21 protein-coding genes are annotated in these 18,964 nt (G+C 57.6%); 8 read left to right on the top strand and 13 right to left on the bottom strand.

All coding sequences use genetic code 11. The features are described 5' to 3' along the window. Positions 1 to 542 precede the first annotated feature (542 nt). Complete coding sequence (locus IPK32_12680; GenBank protein ID MBK8092806.1) at positions 543 to 1,598, top strand: hypothetical protein; 1,056 nt, start codon at positions 543 to 545, stop codon at positions 1,596 to 1,598. A gap of 141 nt (positions 1,599 to 1,739) precedes the next feature. Continuing rightward, complete coding sequence (locus tag IPK32_12675) at positions 1,740 to 2,315, top strand: hypothetical protein (GenBank protein MBK8092805.1); 576 nt, start codon at positions 1,740 to 1,742, stop codon at positions 2,313 to 2,315. Here the strand turns inward: IPK32_12675 and IPK32_12670 are convergent. After that, positions 2,305 to 2,976 carry a DUF2071 domain-containing protein gene (locus IPK32_12670; GenBank protein MBK8092804.1) on the bottom strand — a complete coding sequence of 224 codons (672 nt, stop codon included), beginning with the start codon at positions 2,974 to 2,976 and terminating at the stop codon, positions 2,305 to 2,307. The genes IPK32_12675 and IPK32_12670 overlap by 11 nt on opposite strands. A gap of 52 nt (positions 2,977 to 3,028) precedes the next feature. Then, complete coding sequence (locus IPK32_12665) at positions 3,029 to 3,433, bottom strand: Dabb family protein (GenBank protein ID MBK8092803.1); 405 nt, start codon at positions 3,431 to 3,433, stop codon at positions 3,029 to 3,031. 41 nt (positions 3,434 to 3,474) lie between these two features. On the opposite strand from IPK32_12665, the gene IPK32_12660 reads away from it, so the two are divergent. The 4 genes from IPK32_12660 (at position 3,475) to IPK32_12645 (ending at position 7,760) form a co-directional block, all read left to right on the top strand. Continuing rightward, positions 3,475 to 4,260, top strand: coding sequence for a PQQ-like beta-propeller repeat protein (locus IPK32_12660; protein MBK8092802.1), 786 nt, complete (start codon positions 3,475 to 3,477; stop codon positions 4,258 to 4,260). Between the two features lie 25 nt (positions 4,261 to 4,285). Then, positions 4,286 to 4,915, top strand: coding sequence for a PQQ-binding-like beta-propeller repeat protein (locus IPK32_12655; protein MBK8092801.1), 630 nt, complete (start codon positions 4,286 to 4,288; stop codon positions 4,913 to 4,915). 19 nt (positions 4,916 to 4,934) lie between these two features. Beyond that, positions 4,935 to 6,365, top strand: a complete 1,431-nt coding sequence (locus tag IPK32_12650; GenBank protein MBK8092800.1) for a hypothetical protein — start codon at positions 4,935 to 4,937, stop codon at positions 6,363 to 6,365. Positions 6,366 to 6,761: 396 nt separating this feature from the next. Continuing rightward, positions 6,762 to 7,760: a metallophosphoesterase gene (locus IPK32_12645; protein MBK8092799.1), complete on the top strand. Its 999-nt coding sequence runs from the start codon at positions 6,762 to 6,764 to the stop codon at positions 7,758 to 7,760. A 75-nt stretch (positions 7,761 to 7,835) separates the two neighbouring features. Here IPK32_12645 and IPK32_12640 read toward each other — a convergent pair whose 3' ends face one another. From IPK32_12640 to IPK32_12630, 3 genes are all read right to left on the bottom strand, one after another. Beyond that, positions 7,836 to 8,375, bottom strand: coding sequence for a transposase (locus tag IPK32_12640; protein ID MBK8092798.1), 540 nt, complete (start codon positions 8,373 to 8,375; stop codon positions 7,836 to 7,838). Positions 8,376 to 8,747: 372 nt separating this feature from the next. Further along, on the bottom strand, positions 8,748 to 8,930 hold the full coding sequence (locus tag IPK32_12635) for a hypothetical protein (protein ID MBK8092797.1): 183 nt from the start codon (positions 8,928 to 8,930) through the stop codon (positions 8,748 to 8,750). 59 nt (positions 8,931 to 8,989) lie between these two features. After that, complete coding sequence (locus IPK32_12630; protein ID MBK8092796.1) at positions 8,990 to 9,142, bottom strand: hypothetical protein; 153 nt, start codon at positions 9,140 to 9,142, stop codon at positions 8,990 to 8,992. A gap of 246 nt (positions 9,143 to 9,388) precedes the next feature. Here IPK32_12630 and IPK32_12625 point away from each other — a divergent pair, with 246 nt between their 5' ends. After that, the gene (locus tag IPK32_12625) at positions 9,389 to 9,688 is read left to right on the top strand and encodes a winged helix-turn-helix domain-containing protein (GenBank protein ID MBK8092795.1); all 300 of its coding nucleotides are present in this window, start codon (positions 9,389 to 9,391) and stop codon (positions 9,686 to 9,688) included. Between the two features lie 302 nt (positions 9,689 to 9,990). Beyond that, on the top strand, positions 9,991 to 10,308 hold the full coding sequence (locus IPK32_12620) for a transposase (GenBank protein MBK8092794.1): 318 nt from the start codon (positions 9,991 to 9,993) through the stop codon (positions 10,306 to 10,308). 85 nt (positions 10,309 to 10,393) lie between these two features. Here the strand turns inward: IPK32_12620 and IPK32_12615 are convergent, their stop codons facing one another. From IPK32_12615 to pheS, 8 genes are all read right to left on the bottom strand, one after another. Then, entirely contained in the window at positions 10,394 to 10,930 is a 537-nt protein-coding gene (locus IPK32_12615) for a hypothetical protein (protein MBK8092793.1), read from the bottom strand. 263 nt (positions 10,931 to 11,193) lie between these two features. Then, complete coding sequence (locus IPK32_12610) at positions 11,194 to 12,234, bottom strand: IS5 family transposase (protein ID MBK8092792.1); 1,041 nt, start codon at positions 12,232 to 12,234, stop codon at positions 11,194 to 11,196. Positions 12,235 to 12,261: 27 nt separating this feature from the next. After that, positions 12,262 to 12,468, bottom strand: a complete 207-nt coding sequence (locus tag IPK32_12605) for a hypothetical protein (protein ID MBK8092791.1) — start codon at positions 12,466 to 12,468, stop codon at positions 12,262 to 12,264. 12 nt (positions 12,469 to 12,480) lie between these two features. Further along, positions 12,481 to 14,691 (bottom strand): hypothetical protein, encoded by a 2,211-nt coding sequence (locus tag IPK32_12600; protein MBK8092790.1) that lies wholly within the window; start codon positions 14,689 to 14,691, stop codon positions 12,481 to 12,483. Positions 14,692 to 14,765: 74 nt separating this feature from the next. Continuing rightward, complete coding sequence (gene pheT / locus IPK32_12595) at positions 14,766 to 16,400, bottom strand: phenylalanine--tRNA ligase subunit beta (protein MBK8092789.1); 1,635 nt, start codon at positions 16,398 to 16,400, stop codon at positions 14,766 to 14,768. Then, positions 16,345 to 17,145: a hypothetical protein gene (locus IPK32_12590; GenBank protein ID MBK8092788.1), complete on the bottom strand. Its 801-nt coding sequence runs from the start codon at positions 17,143 to 17,145 to the stop codon at positions 16,345 to 16,347. Before IPK32_12590 ends, pheT begins: the two co-directional genes overlap by 56 nt. Positions 17,146 to 17,349: 204 nt before the next feature. Next, positions 17,350 to 17,742, bottom strand: a complete 393-nt coding sequence (locus IPK32_12585) for a GxxExxY protein (GenBank protein MBK8092787.1) — start codon at positions 17,740 to 17,742, stop codon at positions 17,350 to 17,352. 192 nt (positions 17,743 to 17,934) lie between these two features. Further along, a complete protein-coding gene (gene pheS / locus IPK32_12580) occupies positions 17,935 to 18,960 on the bottom strand; it encodes a phenylalanine--tRNA ligase subunit alpha (GenBank protein ID MBK8092786.1) in 1,026 nt (341 codons plus the stop codon). Between the last annotated feature and the right edge of the window lie 4 nt (positions 18,961 to 18,964).

Raw genomic sequence — 18,964 nt, 5'->3', positions numbered from 1 at the left:
CCGCCGCTATTCCAGGGCGGCAATTTTCCCGATTTAATCCAAGTGCCGGAGGCTCCCATCCCGCCGCCGACAGCCACGGAGCCGATTCCCTTCCACACACCGGCCATCCAGCATTCAGTCGAGGCATTTCTCCCAGAGGTAGCACCGCAGTTACCACCCGTGGAGCTGCCACCAGCTCCAATCCCCGCACCTCTGAGTCAGCCATTTTCAGCCCAACCGCTGGAAATCCCCGCGGTCTCAGGCACCTCGGCAGAGCCGCCGCCTCTCCCGGCCGCGCCCACGCCCACGCCTGATCAGACCATCTATCCCCGCCCACGAGGACTCACTCCATCCACCATCGTCCCCAAGCAGCCCTTACAAGTCACCGCGTCTGCCCCTGTAGTCCCCTCCAGTTCACTTTTAGAAAAGCCAGCCGAATCGGCCACGCCCGAAGCAGAGCAGCCACCACCCGTCATCCTCCCACCCGCCCCCATCGTCGTCCCGCGTGAGCAAAAAGCTCGCAAAACCTGGCGCTCCTGGTGGCGCGGAGATTGATCGTTCACATGCACCATCGCCTCCTAGCCTGCCTCGGCCTATTCTGGATGCTCGCTGCCCAGAGCGCAGTGAGCTGCACCATCCCCGTCTTCCGCTTTGCATTAGACCGTTGGGAACCAAGCAACTACCGCCTCATCCTGCCACAGGAAATGGCAGCCCGTCCAGAGATCGTCGATCTACTGCGACCACTCCGTGCAGGCGGAGTCGCCAACCTCGAAATCATCACCGCCCAGCAACCCGGCCCCACTGCCGCGCAACTTTTCGCCACGCAGGACAGTCCAGTCCCACTTTGGAGCGGTGACATCAATGCCCAGACGCTAAACGCCTTGCTCGATTCTCCCGCCAGACAAAAACTGCGAGAGCAAATCCTCCAAGGCACCTCCATCACCTGGATCATCGCCGATAACCAAGACAAAGAAGAGCAACGCATCGCGACTCGCCTAGCCTTTCTGGAGCAGGCAGCGGCCCTCCCCATCCAAGACCCCAACGATCCCGATAGCCAGCTCGGACCAGGTCCAGAGCTCAAACTTTCCTTCCGAGTCCAGCGCCTACGGCTAGATGACCACGCAGAAAAGGCATTCATCCCCATGCTCATCGGTCCCGAAGGCAAAGTGAAGCCAGATCAACCATTCGCCGCCGCCGTCTTTGCCAGAGGCCGCGCACTAGGAGCATTCCCACTCGCCGAGCTCGATGATGCCGCACTCGAAGAAGCCTGCATGTTCCTCATCGGGCGCTGTTCCTGCCGCGTCAAAGATCAAAACCCAGGCTGGGACCTGCTCATGAACGTCGATTGGCCAAAAGAGCTCCAAATCGCTACCGGAAAACGGCCGCCGAGCACCACAGATCCAAAAGTTTCGCCATCCAGCAATGAAAGCCCCGCGAAACAGACCGCGACCGAGCCGCATCGCCAATCCACCGCCACGACGCACACAATAGCGCCGCCCAAAACGCCATCCGTCATCGAGAAGCCCAAAGAAACCGACAACCTGAAGCCCTGGATTTCGAGCCTCGCACTCGTCGCTCTCGCCCTGGGCATACTCTTCCGCTACGCCGGACCCGAATAACAAAACAAGGGCCCCGAGAGCGCGGCATAACATGCTTGGTTGGCACTTGCTGCGTTGTGGCCACGGCGATTTTAGTTGGGAAGCCGCCGAAATCGGAACTGGGCGTTTGCAGCGCCTCAAAATACGGCATTTTGCTAGGCTATGCGCACACTCCTATGCCTCCTTGCTGTTTTTGCCTCCCTCATCGTTCACGCAGATGAGTTTGACCCGAAGGACAACACCATAGTGCTCGGAGAGCGAGTGGGGCTCATCAAGCCAGGGATGAGTGCAAAGGACATCGAGCGTGCCTACGGCAAAGGTAGCCTCAAGCAGATGAAACTCGATGGCCCAGAGGGAACAGAGATCGAGGGCGCACGGCTCTTCGCGGGCGCCGATCGCGAGCTGGAAATCATCTGGGACGAAGAGAAGAAAACCGTATCAGACATCCGCATTGTGGGAAAAGCCTGGTCCTTTGCCAATGGTCTGAAAATTGGTCTCAGCATCGCTGAAGTCGAAAAAATCAACGGCAAGCCCTACAAGGTTTCCGGTTTCGACTGGGACTACGGTGGCTACGCGAACTTCGAGGGCGGTAAGCTTGCGGAAAAAGTCAGCGTTCGCTTTGAAGCCGCTGAAGGCACGGACCCATCACTCTCAGGCGACAAACAAATCCCCACGACCAACAAGAAGCTCCGCTCCAGTGGCGCAAAAGTGAGCGAGATTTCGGTCTTCATGCGGTAAGCGGATATACCCGCACATTCACACCCGGTGAGCCGATGAGATGATCAGGTGGGCGAGTTGGGGGATCAAAACCGGCGTGAAGCAAGGGCTGCACGTCCCATGCATCCAATTTCACTTTCGCGAGTGGGTACGGTTCATGATGCACCTGTCCGCAGAGCAATCCGCGAGCGGATTGAGCCATGAGAAGATAGCGCTCCGCGAGGAAGAACTCGAGCGTGCCTGGTTCCGCGATTTCGGAACTACTGGCGAGTGTGTAATGAAAGCGCGAGGGACTAGCGGCTTCGTGCCGCTGGCAGGTGTAGTCCACGCTTTGGCCTGTCACTGCCGCAGACATCCGCGCATGCTCGTAGGGGAGGTGGAAAAAGTTGCGGGCTGTCCAAACGGCGATGGGTTGATTGCAGTCGAGCGAGTAAAACCATACGCCATGTCGGCCCTGCGCATCACGCACGTAGGTGCGGACATTGAGTTCCAGAAAGTCGCTGATGCCAGGCACGGGCGGGCAGTAGCGTGGCCGGATGCCCCGCATGAAAAATGGCACGATTCCCAGCCAAGCGTCTCCTTGAAAGGTATCGACGGTCAAACCAGCGGGCAGTGTGCGCTGGATGTCCGCCGGGTCCCAGCGCCAATTCAGAAATGCAAGGCTCTCCCAGCGCTGGAGCATGACGTGAGGGCGATCCGGTCGCTGGCGATGTGCAAGGAGCGCTGCGAAAGGATCACTCACAGCCGATGTCATAAACCTGCACTTTTTTGGCCAGGGGGAGGAGGGTGTCCTTCACGGTCTGCACATGCACGGGGTGCTTTTCATAGGTGGTCATGTCCGCCTTGCTGGCGAAGCGCATGATGAAGCCGACGTCAAAGCTGTCATCGACAATAGGGCGCTCGCTGGGGACGGCGGTGCCGGTACTGAGGTGCTCGATGAGCTTGATCTCAGTCTGGAATTTCCGTGCGCAGGCGAGGAGCGTGGCGCGGTCAGCAGCGTTGCCGGGACGCTTCAGCCAGACGAGGACGATGTGCTCGATTTTGCCTTTGGCGGTGGTTTTCTGTCCAATGGGGCAGGTGGAGCATGCGCTCAGAAGAAAGGCGGCGGCAGTGATGAGGATGAGAGTGGCGTTCTTCATGACGGTGGTTAGCTTGGCATGATATGAAAATACCGTCGAGAGTGTTTCTTTTCCTTTTTGCCCTCCAGCTTTGCATGGCGCAGGAGGCCTTTGATCGGCTGAAATTCCATGCTGAGCCCAGACCTCTCACCAAAGCCGCAAAGACCAGCGATTGGCCGCGCCTGCTGGGGCCTAGTGATGATGCGACCTCGCCGGAGTCGCCGCTTTTGAAAAAGTGGTCCGTGGGTGGCCCTAAGCTAGTGTGGGAGGTGGAGATGGGGGATGCCTACAACTCACCCGCGATCCACGGCGACTTCTGCGTCCTTTTTCATGCCTTAGATGGCCAGGAGACCATCGAGTGCCTGCATCGCGAGAATGGAAAACGCTTCTGGAAGCACTCGTATCCCATTTCCTACCAGGATCGTTACGGCTTCGGCAATGGACCGCGTGGTAGTCCAGTCATCGCAGACGGAGTCGTTGTGACATACGGCGTCACGAGTGAGCTGCGGGCTCTGGAGCTCAAAACGGGAAAATTGCTCTGGAGGCACGATGTGAGGGATGAAATGCATGTGCCGCAGGATTTCTTCGGTGCAGGCGGCACACCGCTCATTCTCGATGGCCGTGTGATTTTGAATGTCGGTGGCAAAAAAGAGCCGCTGGATGACTCCCTGAGTATGCGGGAGCGCAAAGAGCATCTGGCGGAGGCTGGCACGAGCGTCGCTGCATTCGATTTGAAAAGCGGTGAGCTCAAATGGAAGGTCGAGGACGCTTGGGGGGCGAGTTACGCCTCCCCCATTTCTGCGATGCTGCACGGGCAGGCTCAAGGTGCTAGTCTATGCTGGCGGTGAGAGCGATCCAGCCACCGGTGGGCTCATGTGCATCGATCCAGCAACCGGGAAGCTGCACTCCAAGTTCCCCTGGCGTGATGAAGAGTACATCCAGGCCATCGGCACCTCGCCCGTCGTCATTCCAGGGAAAAACCGTGCCTTCATCACCACCGCTTACCCAAAGGGCCGACCGCTCGGCGGTGTGATGATCGAGTATGACGCCGATTTTCAGCCCAAAGAGCTGTGGAAGTCTCCCCAGCTCGCGGTGCATTGGATGACCCCGATTTTTCATGAAGGGCATCTCTACGCCATCGACGGCGAGACCGAGCCGAAGTCACGACTCGTCTGCGTGAATGCCGATACGGGGGCAGAAGTGTGGGAAAAGCGCATCGCCTGGCAAGACCCGGTCATCAATCGTACCATGAGCATCCTCCGCGCTAGCCTGCTGAAGGTGGATGGAGCATTCCTCTGCCTGGGTGAGATCGGCTCCCTACAGTGGCTGGATCTGAGCCCTGCTGGTGCCGAAGTGAAGGCTCAAACGCAGCTCTTTTATGCCACGCAGACATGGAGTCTCCCCGCCGTGAGTCACGGGCTACTCTATGTCCGGCAGCAGGATCGTGGCGTCATCGGGAACTCCGTCGCACGCATCATCTGCTACGATTTACGCGGAGAGTGAACCCGCCGAAAACAATCTTATGCCCGCCCTTTCCCATACTGAGGACCCCACACCACAGAGCCGCTGCCGTTTCGCTTTGAAGTGGTGCGATATCACCCCACCAGCGGACATCTACCACCGCATGTGGGGCGCGGCGAAGCATGAGCGTGCCACGGGCGTGCATCGTCCTCTGCGGGCCACCGTGACCATCTTGGCACCGATGGAAGGCAGCGAGCGGCAAATCATCCTCGCACTCGATCACTGTGTGATGGGGGCCGCTGAAAGCGCCCAACTCATCACTCAAGCCGCCCACATCAGCCGTGTGGCCAAAGAGGAAATCCTCCTTCTCTGCTCCCACACGCATGGTGCGGGCTTGATGGGCCTAGATCGTGCCTCATTGCCCGGTGGCGACCTCATTGCGCCGTATTTACAGACTCTCGGTGAGAAAGCAGGCGCATTGATCCGTGATGCCATCGCCTCGCTCCAGCCCGCAGGCATTGTCTATGGCCGTGGCAGGTGCTCACTGGCCACGCATCGCGACTTTTGGGACGGGAAGCAGTTTGTGTGCGGTCACAATCCCGGTGTGCCCGCCGATGACACCGTCATCGTCGCCCGCGTCACCGACGATGCCGGCGAAATGCTCGCCAGCATCGTGAACTACGCCTGCCATCCCACCACGCTCGCATGGGAGAACACACGCATCAGCCCCGACTACATCGGTGCCATGCGCGAGCTCGTGGAGCGCGACACCGGCGCTCCCTGCCTCTTCCTCCAAGGTGCCAGCGGCGAACTCGGCCCCCGCGAAGGCTTCGTGGGCGACACCGCCATCGCAGATCGAAACGGGCGTGAGCTCGGCTACGCCGCTTTGTCCGCCCTCACCGCACTGCCTGCCGCTGGGACGACTTTTGTGTATGCTGGCCCCGTCGTCTCCGGTGCCACACTCGGCTCCTGGAAGCATCAGAGCATCGACCTCACCGAAAAAGCCACCTGGGGGCTCCAGCGCTGGCACGAGTCCCTGCGCTATCGCCCCGGCCAACCCACCGCTGATCAAACCCAGAGCGAACTCCATCAATTCCAAGCCGAAGAGGCCGCCGCCCGTGCCGCAGGCGATGACGCCCGCGCTGCGGACTGCCGCGCCATGGCCGAGCGCAAAACCCGCCTCCTTCACCGCCTCCACCAGCTCCCTCCTGGCGAAACTTTTCCCCTGCAAGCCGTCCTCTGGCATCTCGGTGATGCCATCTGGATCGGTCTCCAAGGCGAAAGCTACTCCCTACTCCAAACCGAGCTCCGCCGCCGCTTCCCCGATAAAATCCTCCTCATCGCCACCATCGCCGCCGACTGGGCCGCCAGCTATCTCCCACCGCGCGAGCTTTACGACACCGGCATCTACCAAGAAAGCATCGCCGTCGTCGCAGCGGGCAGCTTAGAGCAGCTCATCGAATCCATCGCAAAACGAATCTCCAATTTCTAACTGCCGATAATCAGCCGACATGACGCTCATGGATTCATTTATCAGCATCCCGTAAGCGGCGATTCAGCGGTTCATAGTCTTTGAAAAAACTCGAAACTCGGATGCTCGTGCCCACGTCAACTCGATCAAAACGGCCAGCGCCAAAAGCGCTTCCGCATTCGGTCAGGTTACGGACTATTTAGCCTAGCTACTATCTTCACTATCCAGAGGTGCCCATCGCACAAATTCGGTCAGTTTTTCTTGTGATCTTCTGTGCTTGACAATGCCTGGCGTGCCAGAGAAATGTCGAGTGCTCGTCTTAACCGACCTCCTCATATTGATCGAGTGGTTAGCATACTTATGCGGACGGGATTGGCCGATCATCGAACCCAACTGCAAACGTAATAGGAGAATATCATGGCGAACAATCGACGTCGATTTCTGAAGGTGTGCGGTTCGAGTATAGCTGGTGGAGTTTTCGCTTCGCCTGCATTGCTCGAAGCTGTCGCGGATGAGGGGGTGAAACCTAAAGCCTCAACGCGAATTGGATTCATCGCAGATGTTCATCAAGACATCATGCACGATGGTGTCGTCAGGCTGAAAAAATTCATTGCTGCAATGAACGACAGAAAAGTCGATATGATTGTGAATCTTGGTGATTTCTGTGTGCCTCATTCGCGAAATGACCCGTTTCTTGCGACGTGGAAAACTTTTACTGGACCGCGATTTCACGTTATCGGCAACCACGACACCGACGAAGGCTTTACTCGCGAGCAGGTCGTCGACCGGTACGAGATGCCATCACGCTACTACAGCGCCGATGTTGCTGGATTACACGTCGTTGTACTTGATGCCAACGACCCAGATGGCAAAACCAAGAGGTATCCGATGTTCATCGCCGCCGACCAGTTGGAATGGCTACGAAAAGACCTGCACGAAACGACGCGACCCACTGTGGTTTGCGTTCACCAACCGATCGACTCATTCGACAAATGGGTCATCAACGCTGGGGAGGTCCGAAGCATTTTGAGGTCAGCGAAAACTGAGCGCGGGTCTCCGAAGGTTGTCGCCGTATTCTCAGGACATGCTCACCTCGACTATGTCACAACCAGCGACGAAATACCGCACGTGCAGATCAATAGTGCGTCGTATGCATGGGTTGGAATTGATCACGCGAACTATTCCGAGGAGATCACGAACCAACGCCCGCGACTGCGCAAGGCGTGTCCTTATGCTGAACCGTTGTGGGCGGTTGCAACTCTGGATTTCGAACGTGGCGAACTCCGGCTCGAAGGTCGCGAAAGTCAATGGGTTGGCTCTGACCCATGGGAACTTGGAATCGATGAAGACAAATATCAACGTAGTCGAGAGTTGAGCCGCCCCGCGATACGTAACATCACGACCAGATTGGGGTGACCAAGCATCGGGAATGCAAAGAGGTTCATAATAACTGATAATAACTAATTAAGTCGCCCGGCTTGGACTGCTCCCCTAGGCTTGAGCCAGATGGAATGAAGGGCTGAAGTGCGCGGAGAGTACCAACTGACACCATGAAACGTAAGAGCCTCCCCGGCAAAAGGTTGAACTGACTGTAAAGTGGTGAGGCGCTGTGTCATGATGCCGATAAAAGCAAGATAGACGAAGGCTTCGTGGTGGTGTGGGTGTTTCTGGTGATCGCGTGTCAGACGCCGTTGCTTTCACTAGCCAGCCAAAGCTCCGTTCGATGACCCAGCGTCGCGTCAATATGATGACGCCTTTCTGATCTTTGAGATTCCCCGCGTAGCCTTCATCGGCAAAGCTTATCAGCAGGCTCATGAAGCTGTGGCAGAACATGTACAGCAGCAGCTTTGCGCCGTCACGATCTTGCACGTCGGCGGGCGTGACCACCACGCCCAGCAGCAGGCCGTTGGTGTCGGTGAGCGCGTGGCGCTTGCGTCCCTTGATCTTCTTGCCCGCGTCGTAACCGCAGCTCACAGCCGGTAGCTGCCCGCCTTTGACGCTTTGGCTGTCGATGACAGCGGCGCTGGGCATGGCGTTTTTAGTAGCATGAGGCGTGTCTGGGTGCGCAGGGCGTCGTTGAGCTTGGGCCACAAGCCCTGCTCGGTCCATTTACTCAAGGCGTCGTGAGCGGTGCTGCGGGGCGCGAGGTTCTTGGGGATCATCGATCACTGAGAGCCCGTTTTGAGCACATAGCGGATGGTGTCCAGGCAGATTCGGGCGGAGTCGGGATCGCAGCCTGCCTCGACAACGCTTCGCGCCAGCCGGGTAGATGATAGGCTTGATGAGTTCCCATTCCGCATCGCTGAGATCAGAATCGTAACCGGCTGGTTGATAGGGCTTGGCTGGCATCGCCCACCTTCCACTTTCAGCTTTTACTGGCTACAACTATTTGCCGGATAGACTCTAAGAGCCCCCGCTCCTCATGAGGCGCAGGAGAGCTAGATTTAACGCGTGCTGGATTCGGCCCTCAGTGGCCTTCGATTCGTCGGTGGAGCCCTTGAGTGTGGCTTCCAGACTGCGGTCATAGGCCTGCACGGCTTTGAGTTCGTTGTGCTTTCCAGGGAGCCCTGCGTAAAGGTTTCCCATGGTCGTGTAACCGCGGCGAATGCGATTCCAATCCGGTTGCTGTAGTTTTTCGTGAAAAGTTAGGGCTCTTTGCAGGTCCTCCAGTCGCTGCGGCACGCGTCTTTTTCCTCTTCGAGCTCTGCCGCTTTCACGGTGAACCAGTAATTCTCCATTGAATCGAGGGGCAATGCTTGAGCGGACTTGAGGCACTTCCCCACGATGAACTGAGCCATTCTTTTCAGGTTCATTTCAATAGCGGTCTCAGATGCAGATGCCAGCGACTCCAATGCGGTTTTAAAAATTTCGATCTTATTAATCCGGTAAATAGATAGCACGCATTATGAGGATGTGGTAATGGTGCGTCCGCATGAAAGAAGACGGACGCAAACTAAGCAAGGAACAACAGGTGGAAGCACGTCGCCGGGCGATGCTGCTGGCCAAAAAGGCTGGAGTGAACATGACATTGCCGAGGCGGTGGGGTGCATCCCCGCACTGTCCAGCAGTGGAAGCGGCACCAGCGCCAACACGGCACCGCAGCCCTGCTGTGCGACGAGCGCGGCAGGAAACATGGGGATAAACGGCTCATGAGCGCCGAGCAGGAGAAGGAAGTGAGCAGGCTCATCACCGACAGGTTGCCCGAGCAGTTGAAGCTGCCCTTTGCACTATGGACCCGCAAAGCTGTCGCCCAACTGCTGGACAAGCGCTTCGGGCTCAAGCTGCCCATGCGCACCATGGGGCTGTATTTGAAGCGCTGGGGTTCACACCCCAGAAGCCATTGAAGAAGGCCTACGAGCAGCGACCCAGGAAGTCCAGGCGTGGCTGGAGCAGAAGTATCCGCAGATCGCAGGCTCAGGCCAAGGCGGAAGGGGCCGAGATCTATTGGGGGTGACCAGACCGGGGTCAACAACCAGCCCAATGCCGTGAGAGGCTACGCACCACGCGGAGAGACGCCCGAGATCAAGCAGATGTCCAAGCGCTTTGGTAGCTCGATGATGAGCGCGGTGAGCAACCGGGGGAGTTCGCGGTGGATGGTTTACAAAGGGCACTGGACGCGCGGCTTCTCATCCGCTTTTTGGAGCGGATGGTTCGCTCGATGCAGGGGCGCAAAGTGTATCTCATCCTCGACAACCTGCGGGTGCATCACAGCAAGCCGGTGAAGGAGTGGCTGGAGCAGCATCAGGAGCAGATCGCGGTGCATCACCTGCCCAGCTACAGTCCAGAGCTCAATCCCGACGAGAGGCTCAACCGTGCGCTGAAAAGCAAACTGGGAGTGCTACCCGCCGCCCGGGTGAGCGGGAGGCTGCAAAAGCAGATCATCGGCCAGATGCGCTCATGCCAGAGGCTGCCAGAACAAGTCCGTGCCTTCTTTAAATCTGCCTCAACCCAATATGCAGCTTGATGTGCTATCTTAGTGCCGGATTAATAGTTTCAGAGAGCGCCTTCGTGAGGCTCTCCAGCCAAGTGCCCGCCTCCTTTAGCCTACCTTATTGCATTAGAACACGGGCGGTGCTGCACATGATCTTCAGTTTCACCTCTTCGACCAATGGGTCCTTCGAGGCCGCGATCACTGCGAGCCGTTTTTTAGCAGCTTCGATCAGTGCATCCATTTCACCCGCAGCATGGAGTATTTGCCACTCCGCCCAGAGCATGGAGCTGCGCAGCCGGATAAAGCGCTCCTCCATCTCTGCCTGTGGCCCAGCGGCAGTGATGAGCCTGCTCGCGCTGACTTTGTAGTCTTCGTATTTCCTTCTAGCCTCCTCCACCCGGTCAGAGCGCACGAGGTGTCCGACCTCATCGAAAAGGAACTCTACATACTCAGGCGAGTCGGCTCCATGCTTCTCCTTCAAACCAGCGAGCATGACCTGGAGTTCCTGCCACTCTTTTTCGGTGCTTTTTTTGAGATAGATGTCCGCATCCTCTTTATCCGCAGGTTGCGGCGCTGTGGCAGCAGTTGCCGTGGAGAAACAAAGGCCTCCAAAGACTAGGAGCAGAAGCGCGGAGATCCAAATCGGACGTGTCATAAGCTCTTTTTGTCTTCGACCGATGAATCATGCAAGGAGGAACGAAACACTGAATTTGAATAAGTAGCCATGTATAAAATTACATATGGGCACCTCTGGATAGGGGTTGTTTTTTTGAAGTCCGTTTTTGGGAGCGAAAAACGATTGTTCGACCTTCCTGTCTTGCTTTGCAGAGGGCTTGTTTCGCTTTGAGGCGCTAGGATTCGGCTGTTTGGAGGCTGTGCAGGTACTTTTTCTGGCTTTGATCACCCTTTACGGGTGCTTTAGCGAACCAAACAGGCATAGCGGTCCATGTTGTAGACCAGATTGCTGAGGTGGTTGTGCTGTGTGGCTCGTTTCAATCCGATGCTTCGACATAGATCGGCTCCCATTTGCGCCATCCGCGCGAAGATGTGCTCTACCCTCACACGCATCCGGCTGATCGTATGGTTGGCGCGCATTTCTTTCTCGCTCAACGGGTGGCCTCGCGTGGCTTTGCGCATCAGGAACTCCTGCGCGTTGATCTTGATGAGATGCGCCTCGTGCTCCTCGCTGTGATAGGCCGAGTCGGCGAGCACGGCCTGATCTTTGTCATCAAGCAGTCCTTCAAACACTTGGCTGTCGTGCACGCTGGCGGGCGTGGTGGTGGAGTTCAGGATGATCTTGGTTTTCAAGTCGGCCTTCACATGGTTCTTCCAGCCGTAGTGCGACTCGTTGTTCTTCTTCGTCCAGCGTGCTTCGCTGTCTTTCTGGCGGCCCACGGCGGGGTTCTCGTCGAACTCTTCAGGGCGTTCGCCCTGCTTGATGCGCTGGTTCGCCTCGCGGCTGTTGCGCTGGCGTGGGGCTTCCGTGAAGCTGGCGTCCACGATGCTGCCTTCTCGCGCGACGATGCCTTTGCTTTCGAGCATCTGGCCGAAGGTGTCGAAGAGTTTGCGACCGCCTTCGCGACCGTCCTCTTCGATGCGTTGCTTGAAGTCCCAGAGTGTTTTGGCGTCGGGGATGTCGTCGCCGATGCGCAGACCGAGGAAGGCTTTAAAACTGGTGCGGTCAAAGAATTGCTCCTCGGTGTCGTCGTCGCTGAGGCCGTGGAACTTCTGTAGCACAAGGACTTTGAACATCAGCACGGGGTCGAACGGGGGCTTGCCGCCCTTGGTCCAGTCGCGGGTGGCGTAGCCAGTGAGATCTTCGAGCAGCGGGCGGAAACTTTCCCAAGAGATAACGTCGCGCAGCTTGAGGATGCCGAGGGTTTTGGCGGCAACGGCCTGCTCATGTTCAATGGCGGAGAACAGTCCGCCGCCTCGTTCTGTCTTGCGGTAGCGCTTCATGGCCCCTTTTATGGCCTATGTTTGCTCTCAATCAATGAATTGCCTGGGGAAAGGAGGTTTCCAGAGGTGCCCTACACTAAGTCCGACACTGCTTACCGCCTCATTGTCGCAGGCAAGGTCCTCTCCGGCGCGGTGAGGATGAGCTGGTGGGGCGGCATTGACTTCGGCGGTTTCGAGGGTCTTTTCGGGGCTGCGGTAGGTGAGGGGCCAGGCGATGGATTTGCGGTTTTTCAACAACTTGTAGTCTCACCAGCCAAGAAAACTCTCGCGAATTAGCGCGAGTTGGTACGCTGCCTTTTGACGAACTAGGGCATCTTGCTCGCCGGAGCCCATTAGAGATTGGAGCATCATCCCCCGTTCGTACCAGGACAGACGTGTGGAGTTATTGCCGAGAGCCCCAATTGCCTCCAAACGTACTTCTGAAGGTGTTTCGGACGAGCGAGCCTGTTTGAGGAGCAGAGCGGTGATTGTATCATCAGGTTTGGCATGACGCCCAAGGGCTGAAACTGCTTCGGAACGGATAACGGAAGGCTCGCTCGGCGAATTGACGATTCTTATCAGCATACCCGATGCTTCCTGCGAACTCGGGTAGTTGCTGATGAATGTCCGAATGGCATCTCGTCTGGCTTGGGCAGAATCTTGGGGAGCAGCAGCGATCTTGAGCAAAGATTCGGCCACCCACGTCTCACTACGCCAGATTTGTGCAAGAATCCACATCGCCTTGCCGCGAACGGGCTCGTTTTCCTCCTCCTTGCCCGCAAGTTTAAGGAGGGTTTGCTTCAGCCATTCGTCACGGCATCCTGTTTGGTAAAGAGCCTCGATCGTGATCATGCGGAGCAGTCCCGGTTCGGCATCAGCGGTGCAGACTGAAGTGAAAAGCTTCGGAACCCAGGCTTCGTGCCAGATCTGGCCTATGCTCCACAAAGCCTCCCTTCGAATGGCGATGCTTTTTTCAAGCGGGCTGGCGAGAGGCATAAGCAGTTCTTTGACCCAAAGATTATTCTGGCGCTCCCAGACCAGCCCAGTGGATTGAAGAGCTGCCAAACGCACTTTTTCATCCTCCTCTCCTGATTGGATAATATGGATTAGCTTGGCTCTGAGTTCGGCGTCACCACGAACGAACTGGCCCAGCCCACGTGCAGCCTCGGCACGAATAGGAACTGGCTCCTGCTGATTTTGAGCCAGTAGAACATTCAAATCTTTCACTGTGGGGTCTCTGGTGAATTGCTGCGTTAGCAAACGCAGGGCATTTCGCCGCTGCACCCAATCGAGACGGGCATTGTTCACGAGTCTGGCCAAATGCTGGCGCAGCCAGTCGTCCTTTCCCTGGCGAGCCATGATTTCGAGCACTCTGAATTGCAGACCTGCATGCTTTTCGGGGTCTGCTGTGAACAAGGCGAGTTGTTCTCTCTGCGCCGGCTGTGTGTTCAGCTCCTTCGCGAGCAGCCAGAGTATGGACGAGGCCAGTCGTGATCCAGTCCGGTCCGAACTAATGATGCCAAAAAGCAATTCAGAAAACCATGCCTCACCTGCCCAGAATTTGGATAATTGGTAAATGGCAGATGATCTGACCTTGGAATGGTTTGTTTCGTTTTGCGCCAATGCTCTGAGCAGATCCCGCAGCTTTTCCTGGCTTTTCAGCAAGGCACCAAGTGCCGCAATGGCTGATGCTCGTACGCGCGGATGTTCCTTTTCACTCTTGGAAAGGGGTATGAACAAATCGTCGCTCCAGCGTTTATTCCCCCATTGTTGTTTCAAGGCAGCACGTTCCGGCCATGAGCCAAACAATTGTCTTCGCCGTAGAGTTTCAGGCCTATCTTGCATGTTTGGCGATGCCTCACGATCGCCTGCGGCTAACAAGGACGTCAGTTGGTCAAGCATGCATGATCTCATGTCTGGATGCACTGCTGAACTTTTAGCTTGCTCGCTCAACCAGCTTGTGTCCGCATCCGTTCCCTGCCAGAGCCTGAAAAGTGCCGCTATCGCACGGCAGCGAAGCTCGCTTTGGTTTCCTGAATCACGCTCGTGTGGTTGCCATGGCGACAGAGCCAGTTTTTTCAGCCGCTCCTCCAGGTTTTTAGCGAAGGTTGAATGCGCTTCCTTGTTGCGTGTGGCTTGAAAGCAGGATGCCGCGAAAAGAACGATCTCTTCCGGGAATGTGGCTTCCTGAATACTCAAGGTGGTGACCAGTAGTTCGTTAGCCTTATTGTTGGGCATCATACCAAATGCATCTGCGACCACAGTGCCCGTGTAAGGCCCCAGCCAGAACGGAGGCTGCCCGGCTGCCGCTGGCATCTGAATATGGCTGACAAAATCGTCAGCATTCATCTCAACGAGTTTTTTCTGAAGACCTGCCGCTTCACTATCAGAAAGAATGACAAAAGGCGGGGGCAGCGCAACACTTCCCCACGCAAGAGACATACCCAATAACAGCAACAATGAGAGCAAGCGCACCATATCCAGATTATACCAAGTTTCTCAGCATGGTGGCAAGTAATTGATACGCTCCATGGGAAGCTTATTTCTCTCCACTATCTCCGCACCGTCGCAGGCAGGGCTTTCTCCAGCGCGGCGAGGATGCGCTGGTGGGCGGCATCGACTTCGGCGGTTTCGAGGGTCTTTTCGGGGCTGCGGTAGGTGAGGGTCCAGGCGATGGATTTGCGATCCTTGGCGATCTTTTGGCCGGTGGGGTCGGTGAAGACGTCGAAGACTTCGCTGGCGATGAAGAGGGGCTCTTTCTGGCTGGCGAAGAAGGCGGCGACTTTGGCGTGCGGGAGGTCGGCCGGGACTTCCATGGCGACGTCGCGGGTCATGCCGGGGAAGCGCGGGAGTTCTTCAAACTTCGCGGGGCCGGTGCTGCCTTGGCGCAGGGCGCTGAGGAGCAGCTCGGCGACATAGACAGGATGACGGGCGCTGATGTCGCGGGCGCGGGAGGGATGCAGTTGGGCGATCCAGCCGAGGTTGCGATTGCCGGCGCGGAGTTCGCTGGTGAGCAGGAAGTTCGCGGGGGATTCTTTGACGGCTTTCGGCTCGATGCTGACGCGGCTGAGGCCGGGCAGGTTTTGAATGATGCCCATGAGCTCATGGATGTCGGCAGCCTGCGGGGTGCGGGCGTGCCAGCTCGATGGGCTGACGGGGCCGCTGATGAGGATGGCGAGGCGTTCTTCTTCGCGGCTGCCACCATTCGGGAGCTTCAGGAACACTCGGCCGAGTTCGAAGAAGCGCAGGCGGTCGGCGCCTTGGCGGATGTTCAGCGCGGCGGTGGCGATGAGGCCGGGGATGATGCTGGGGCGCAGCGTGGTGTGGTCTTCGCTGAGCGGATTTTTCACGGCGACGCCGGTGCCGCCGCCGAGGGTGTCGGCGAGTTGAGCGTCGGCGACGAGGCGCAGCGTTTGCGCTTCAAAGCAGCCGCGATTGACCAAGGCCTGACGGATGGTCATGGCGAAGTCGTAAGCGCGATCCGTGGCATCGCTGGGGACAGCGACGGCGGTCATTTTCGATGGAACGCGGTCGAGGCCGATGACGCGGGCGATTTCCTCGATGAGATCGACGGGGCGCTGGAGGTCGGCGCGGTAGCTGGGGACGGTCCAGCGGCCGTTTTCGAGCGTGAGGCCGAGTTTGGTCAGAATGGAGCGGATTTCGTCGCTGGAGAGATCGGGCGTGCCGAGGAGCTTGCGGGCGCGGTCATCGTCGAGCGTGATTTCGGAGGTCAAAACGGGTGTTTCGCCTGCGACGAGCAAAACATCCTCCGCGGTGCCTCCGGCGATTTCGAGGATGAGTTTGGTGGCGAGTTCGGAGGCACCTTGGACTTGTTGAGGGTCGATGCCGCGCTCGAAGCGGTAGCTGCTGTCGCTGCTGAGGCCGAGTCGGCGGGAGGTGCGGCGGATGTTGGAAGGCGTGAACCACGCGGCTTCGAGGAGCACGTTGGTGGTGGCTTCGGTGACGCCGGTTTCTTCACCGCCCATGACGCCGGCGATGGCGACGGCACGCTTTTGATCGGCGATGACGAGGTCGTCGGTTTGTAGCGTGTAGGTTTGCGAATCGAGGGCGAGGAATTTTTCACCGTCGGTGGCTTGGCGCACGACGATGGAGCCGCTGAGCTTGTCGAGGTCAAAGCAATGCAGCGACTGGCCCATCTCCATCATGACGTAGTTCGTGATGTCCACGATGCTGTTGATGGGACGTAGGCCGATGCTCTCGAGGCGACGGCGCAGCCATTCCGGGCTGGGGCCGACTTTGACGCCTTTGATGATTCGTGCGGTGTAAAGCGGGCAGGCGTCTTTGGCTTCGAGTTTGATGTCGGAGGCGGCTGCTTTCGTTTTTGTCGCGGTGTAATCGCGTTGGCCTTTGAGCGGGATGCCGGTGAGGGCGCAGAGGCTCGCGGGCGAGGCCGAGGTGGCTGAGGAGGTCGGGGCGGTTCGGCGTGATCTCGAGATCGAAGAGCACGTCGGCAGGATTGAGCTGGTTGAAGAGCGTGCCGATGGGCGAATCGGCGGCCATGATGAGCAAACCGGCGTGATCGTCGCCAAGGCCGAGTTCTTTGCCGCTGCACATCATGCCCAGGCTGGCCACATCGCGCAGTTTGCCTTCTTTGATGGTGAATCCGCCGGGCAAAACGGCTCCGGGGAGTGCGAGAGGAACTTTGTCGCCCGCTTTGAAGTTCTTCGCGCCGCAGACGATCTGACGAGCGGTGCCGCTGCCGTCGTTGACCTGGCAGACGCTGAGTTTGTCGGCATTTGGATGCTGCACAAAGGAGTCGATCTGCGCTACGACGACCTTGTCGGTGGTCACGCCGCGTTCTTCGATGCCTTCGACCTCAACACCGGCGAAGGTGAGCAGGTCAGAGAGCTGCGGAACGGTGTAGCTGCTGAGATCGAGATGAGTGCTGAGCCAGGAGAGGGAGACTTGCATGACGTGGAAAGAGGGCTGGTTTGGACAGGATTAACAGGATTTTCAGGATTATGCAGGATTAACGCGATGTGATTCGAGGACGAGGTGGCGAAAGGAAGTCATTGGGCTGGGTATTGAAGAGGTGACGTGCATTCAAAGGGCAGCGGAGAAATCCTGCATAATCCTGTAATCTTGTGAATCCTGTCAAAAAGAGCGTTCGAGTGTTCATGCCGTGCGTTTTTTGTAGAGGCGGTATTTGTGACGCCAATCGAGGCTTTTGGCTCCGAAATTGATGATGAGTCCGTCGTCGATGCCGGTGGCGGCTAGGTAGTTCACGGTTTGAGCATCAGGGGCTTTGGTGATGGCCTCGCAGGACTTGAGTTCGATAAGAAGCCGGATGTTTCCGACCGTGATGACCATGTCCGCCTCAAATTTGCCGACCAGTTTGGTTTTGTAGAAAACATTCAGCGGGATGTTTGACTCAAAGTGGATGCCTGCTGCTGCGAGTTCGATTTCAAGTGCTCGATGATAGACGGATTCCAGAAACCCGGCGCCAAGCTCGCGATGGATGTCCATCGACATGCCGATCACTTGATGGGTGAGTTCGTCGAGAGTCATGGGGGAGAGGATAGTGTTTGGACAGGATTAACAGGATTTTCAGGATTATGCAGGATTAACGCGGTGTTAATCGAAGGCGCGACGGGGAAAGAGGATCGTTTGTTGGCTGCGCAATCATGTCGGACTTTCAACGATCAAAAAGAAATCCTGTATAATCCTGCCATCCTGTTAATCCTGTCAAAAAGAGCCTCTTTATGCCGCAAACTGTCCAAGAAAGCGGACGTCGTTTTCGATGAGGTGACGGATGTCGGTGATGCTGTGAAGGATCATCGCGAGGCGGTCGAGGCCGAGGCCGAAGGCGAAGCCGGTGGTGGTCTCGGGATCGAAGAGATTGTCGCCGCGGCTCTTGTTCACGGCGGTGAAGACGGCGGGATCGACCATGCCGCAGCCGGCGATTTCGATCCAGCGGGCGTCTTTGCCCTTCGCTTCGAGTTTCACATCGATCTCGAAGCTCGGCTCGGTGAACGGGAAGAAGTGCGGGCGGAAGCGCACGGCGGTGTTGGGGCCGAAGATCTCGCGGAAGAAGGCTTCGAGCGTGCCTTTGAGGTCGGCGAGGCTCACGTCGTTGGAAACGTAGAGGCCTTCGAGTTGGTTGAAGACGCTCAGGTGCGTGGCGTCGATCTCATCGCGACGATAGGCGGCGCCGGGGGCGATGATGCGGATGGGGAGCGACTTCGCGGCTTCCATGGTGCGGATTTGCACGCTGGAGGTGTGCGTGCGGAGCAGGCGGCCATCGGGGAGGTAGAAGGTGTCTTTTTCATTCCGCGCCGGATGATCGGCAGGCGTGTTGAGAGCATCGAAACAGTGGAATTCGGTCTCGATCTCCGGTCCTTCGGCCAAAATGAAGCCGAGGCGACGCAGCGTGCGGATGGCGAGATCGCGGATCTGCGTGAGTGGGTGCAAAGCGCCGTTTCCAGTGCCTGGGCGACCGGGAAGCGTGATGTCGATGCCTTCGACTGCCTTTGCGTCCAGTGCGGCTTGGAGCGCGAGCTTCTTCGACTCGATACCGTCAGTGATGGCGGTGCGCACGTCGTTGAGTTTGGCACCGACTTCCTTCTTCTGATTGACGGGCACGTCTTTCATGCCCTGGCTGAGAGCGGTGACGCTGCCTTTTTTGCCGAGGAAGTTCACGCGCACGGCTTCGAGCGTGGTTTCATCCTGCGCGGCTTCGAGCGCGGCGAGGGCATCGGTTTTGAGGGAATCGAGTTGGGAAAGCATGGAA

It is taken from the genome of Verrucomicrobiaceae bacterium, from assembly GCA_016713035.1.
Lineage (GTDB): Bacteria > Verrucomicrobiota > Verrucomicrobiia > Verrucomicrobiales > Verrucomicrobiaceae > Prosthecobacter.
Note: the sequence above shows the minus strand (reverse complement) of the source record. Positions and strands in the feature narration are given on the sequence as shown.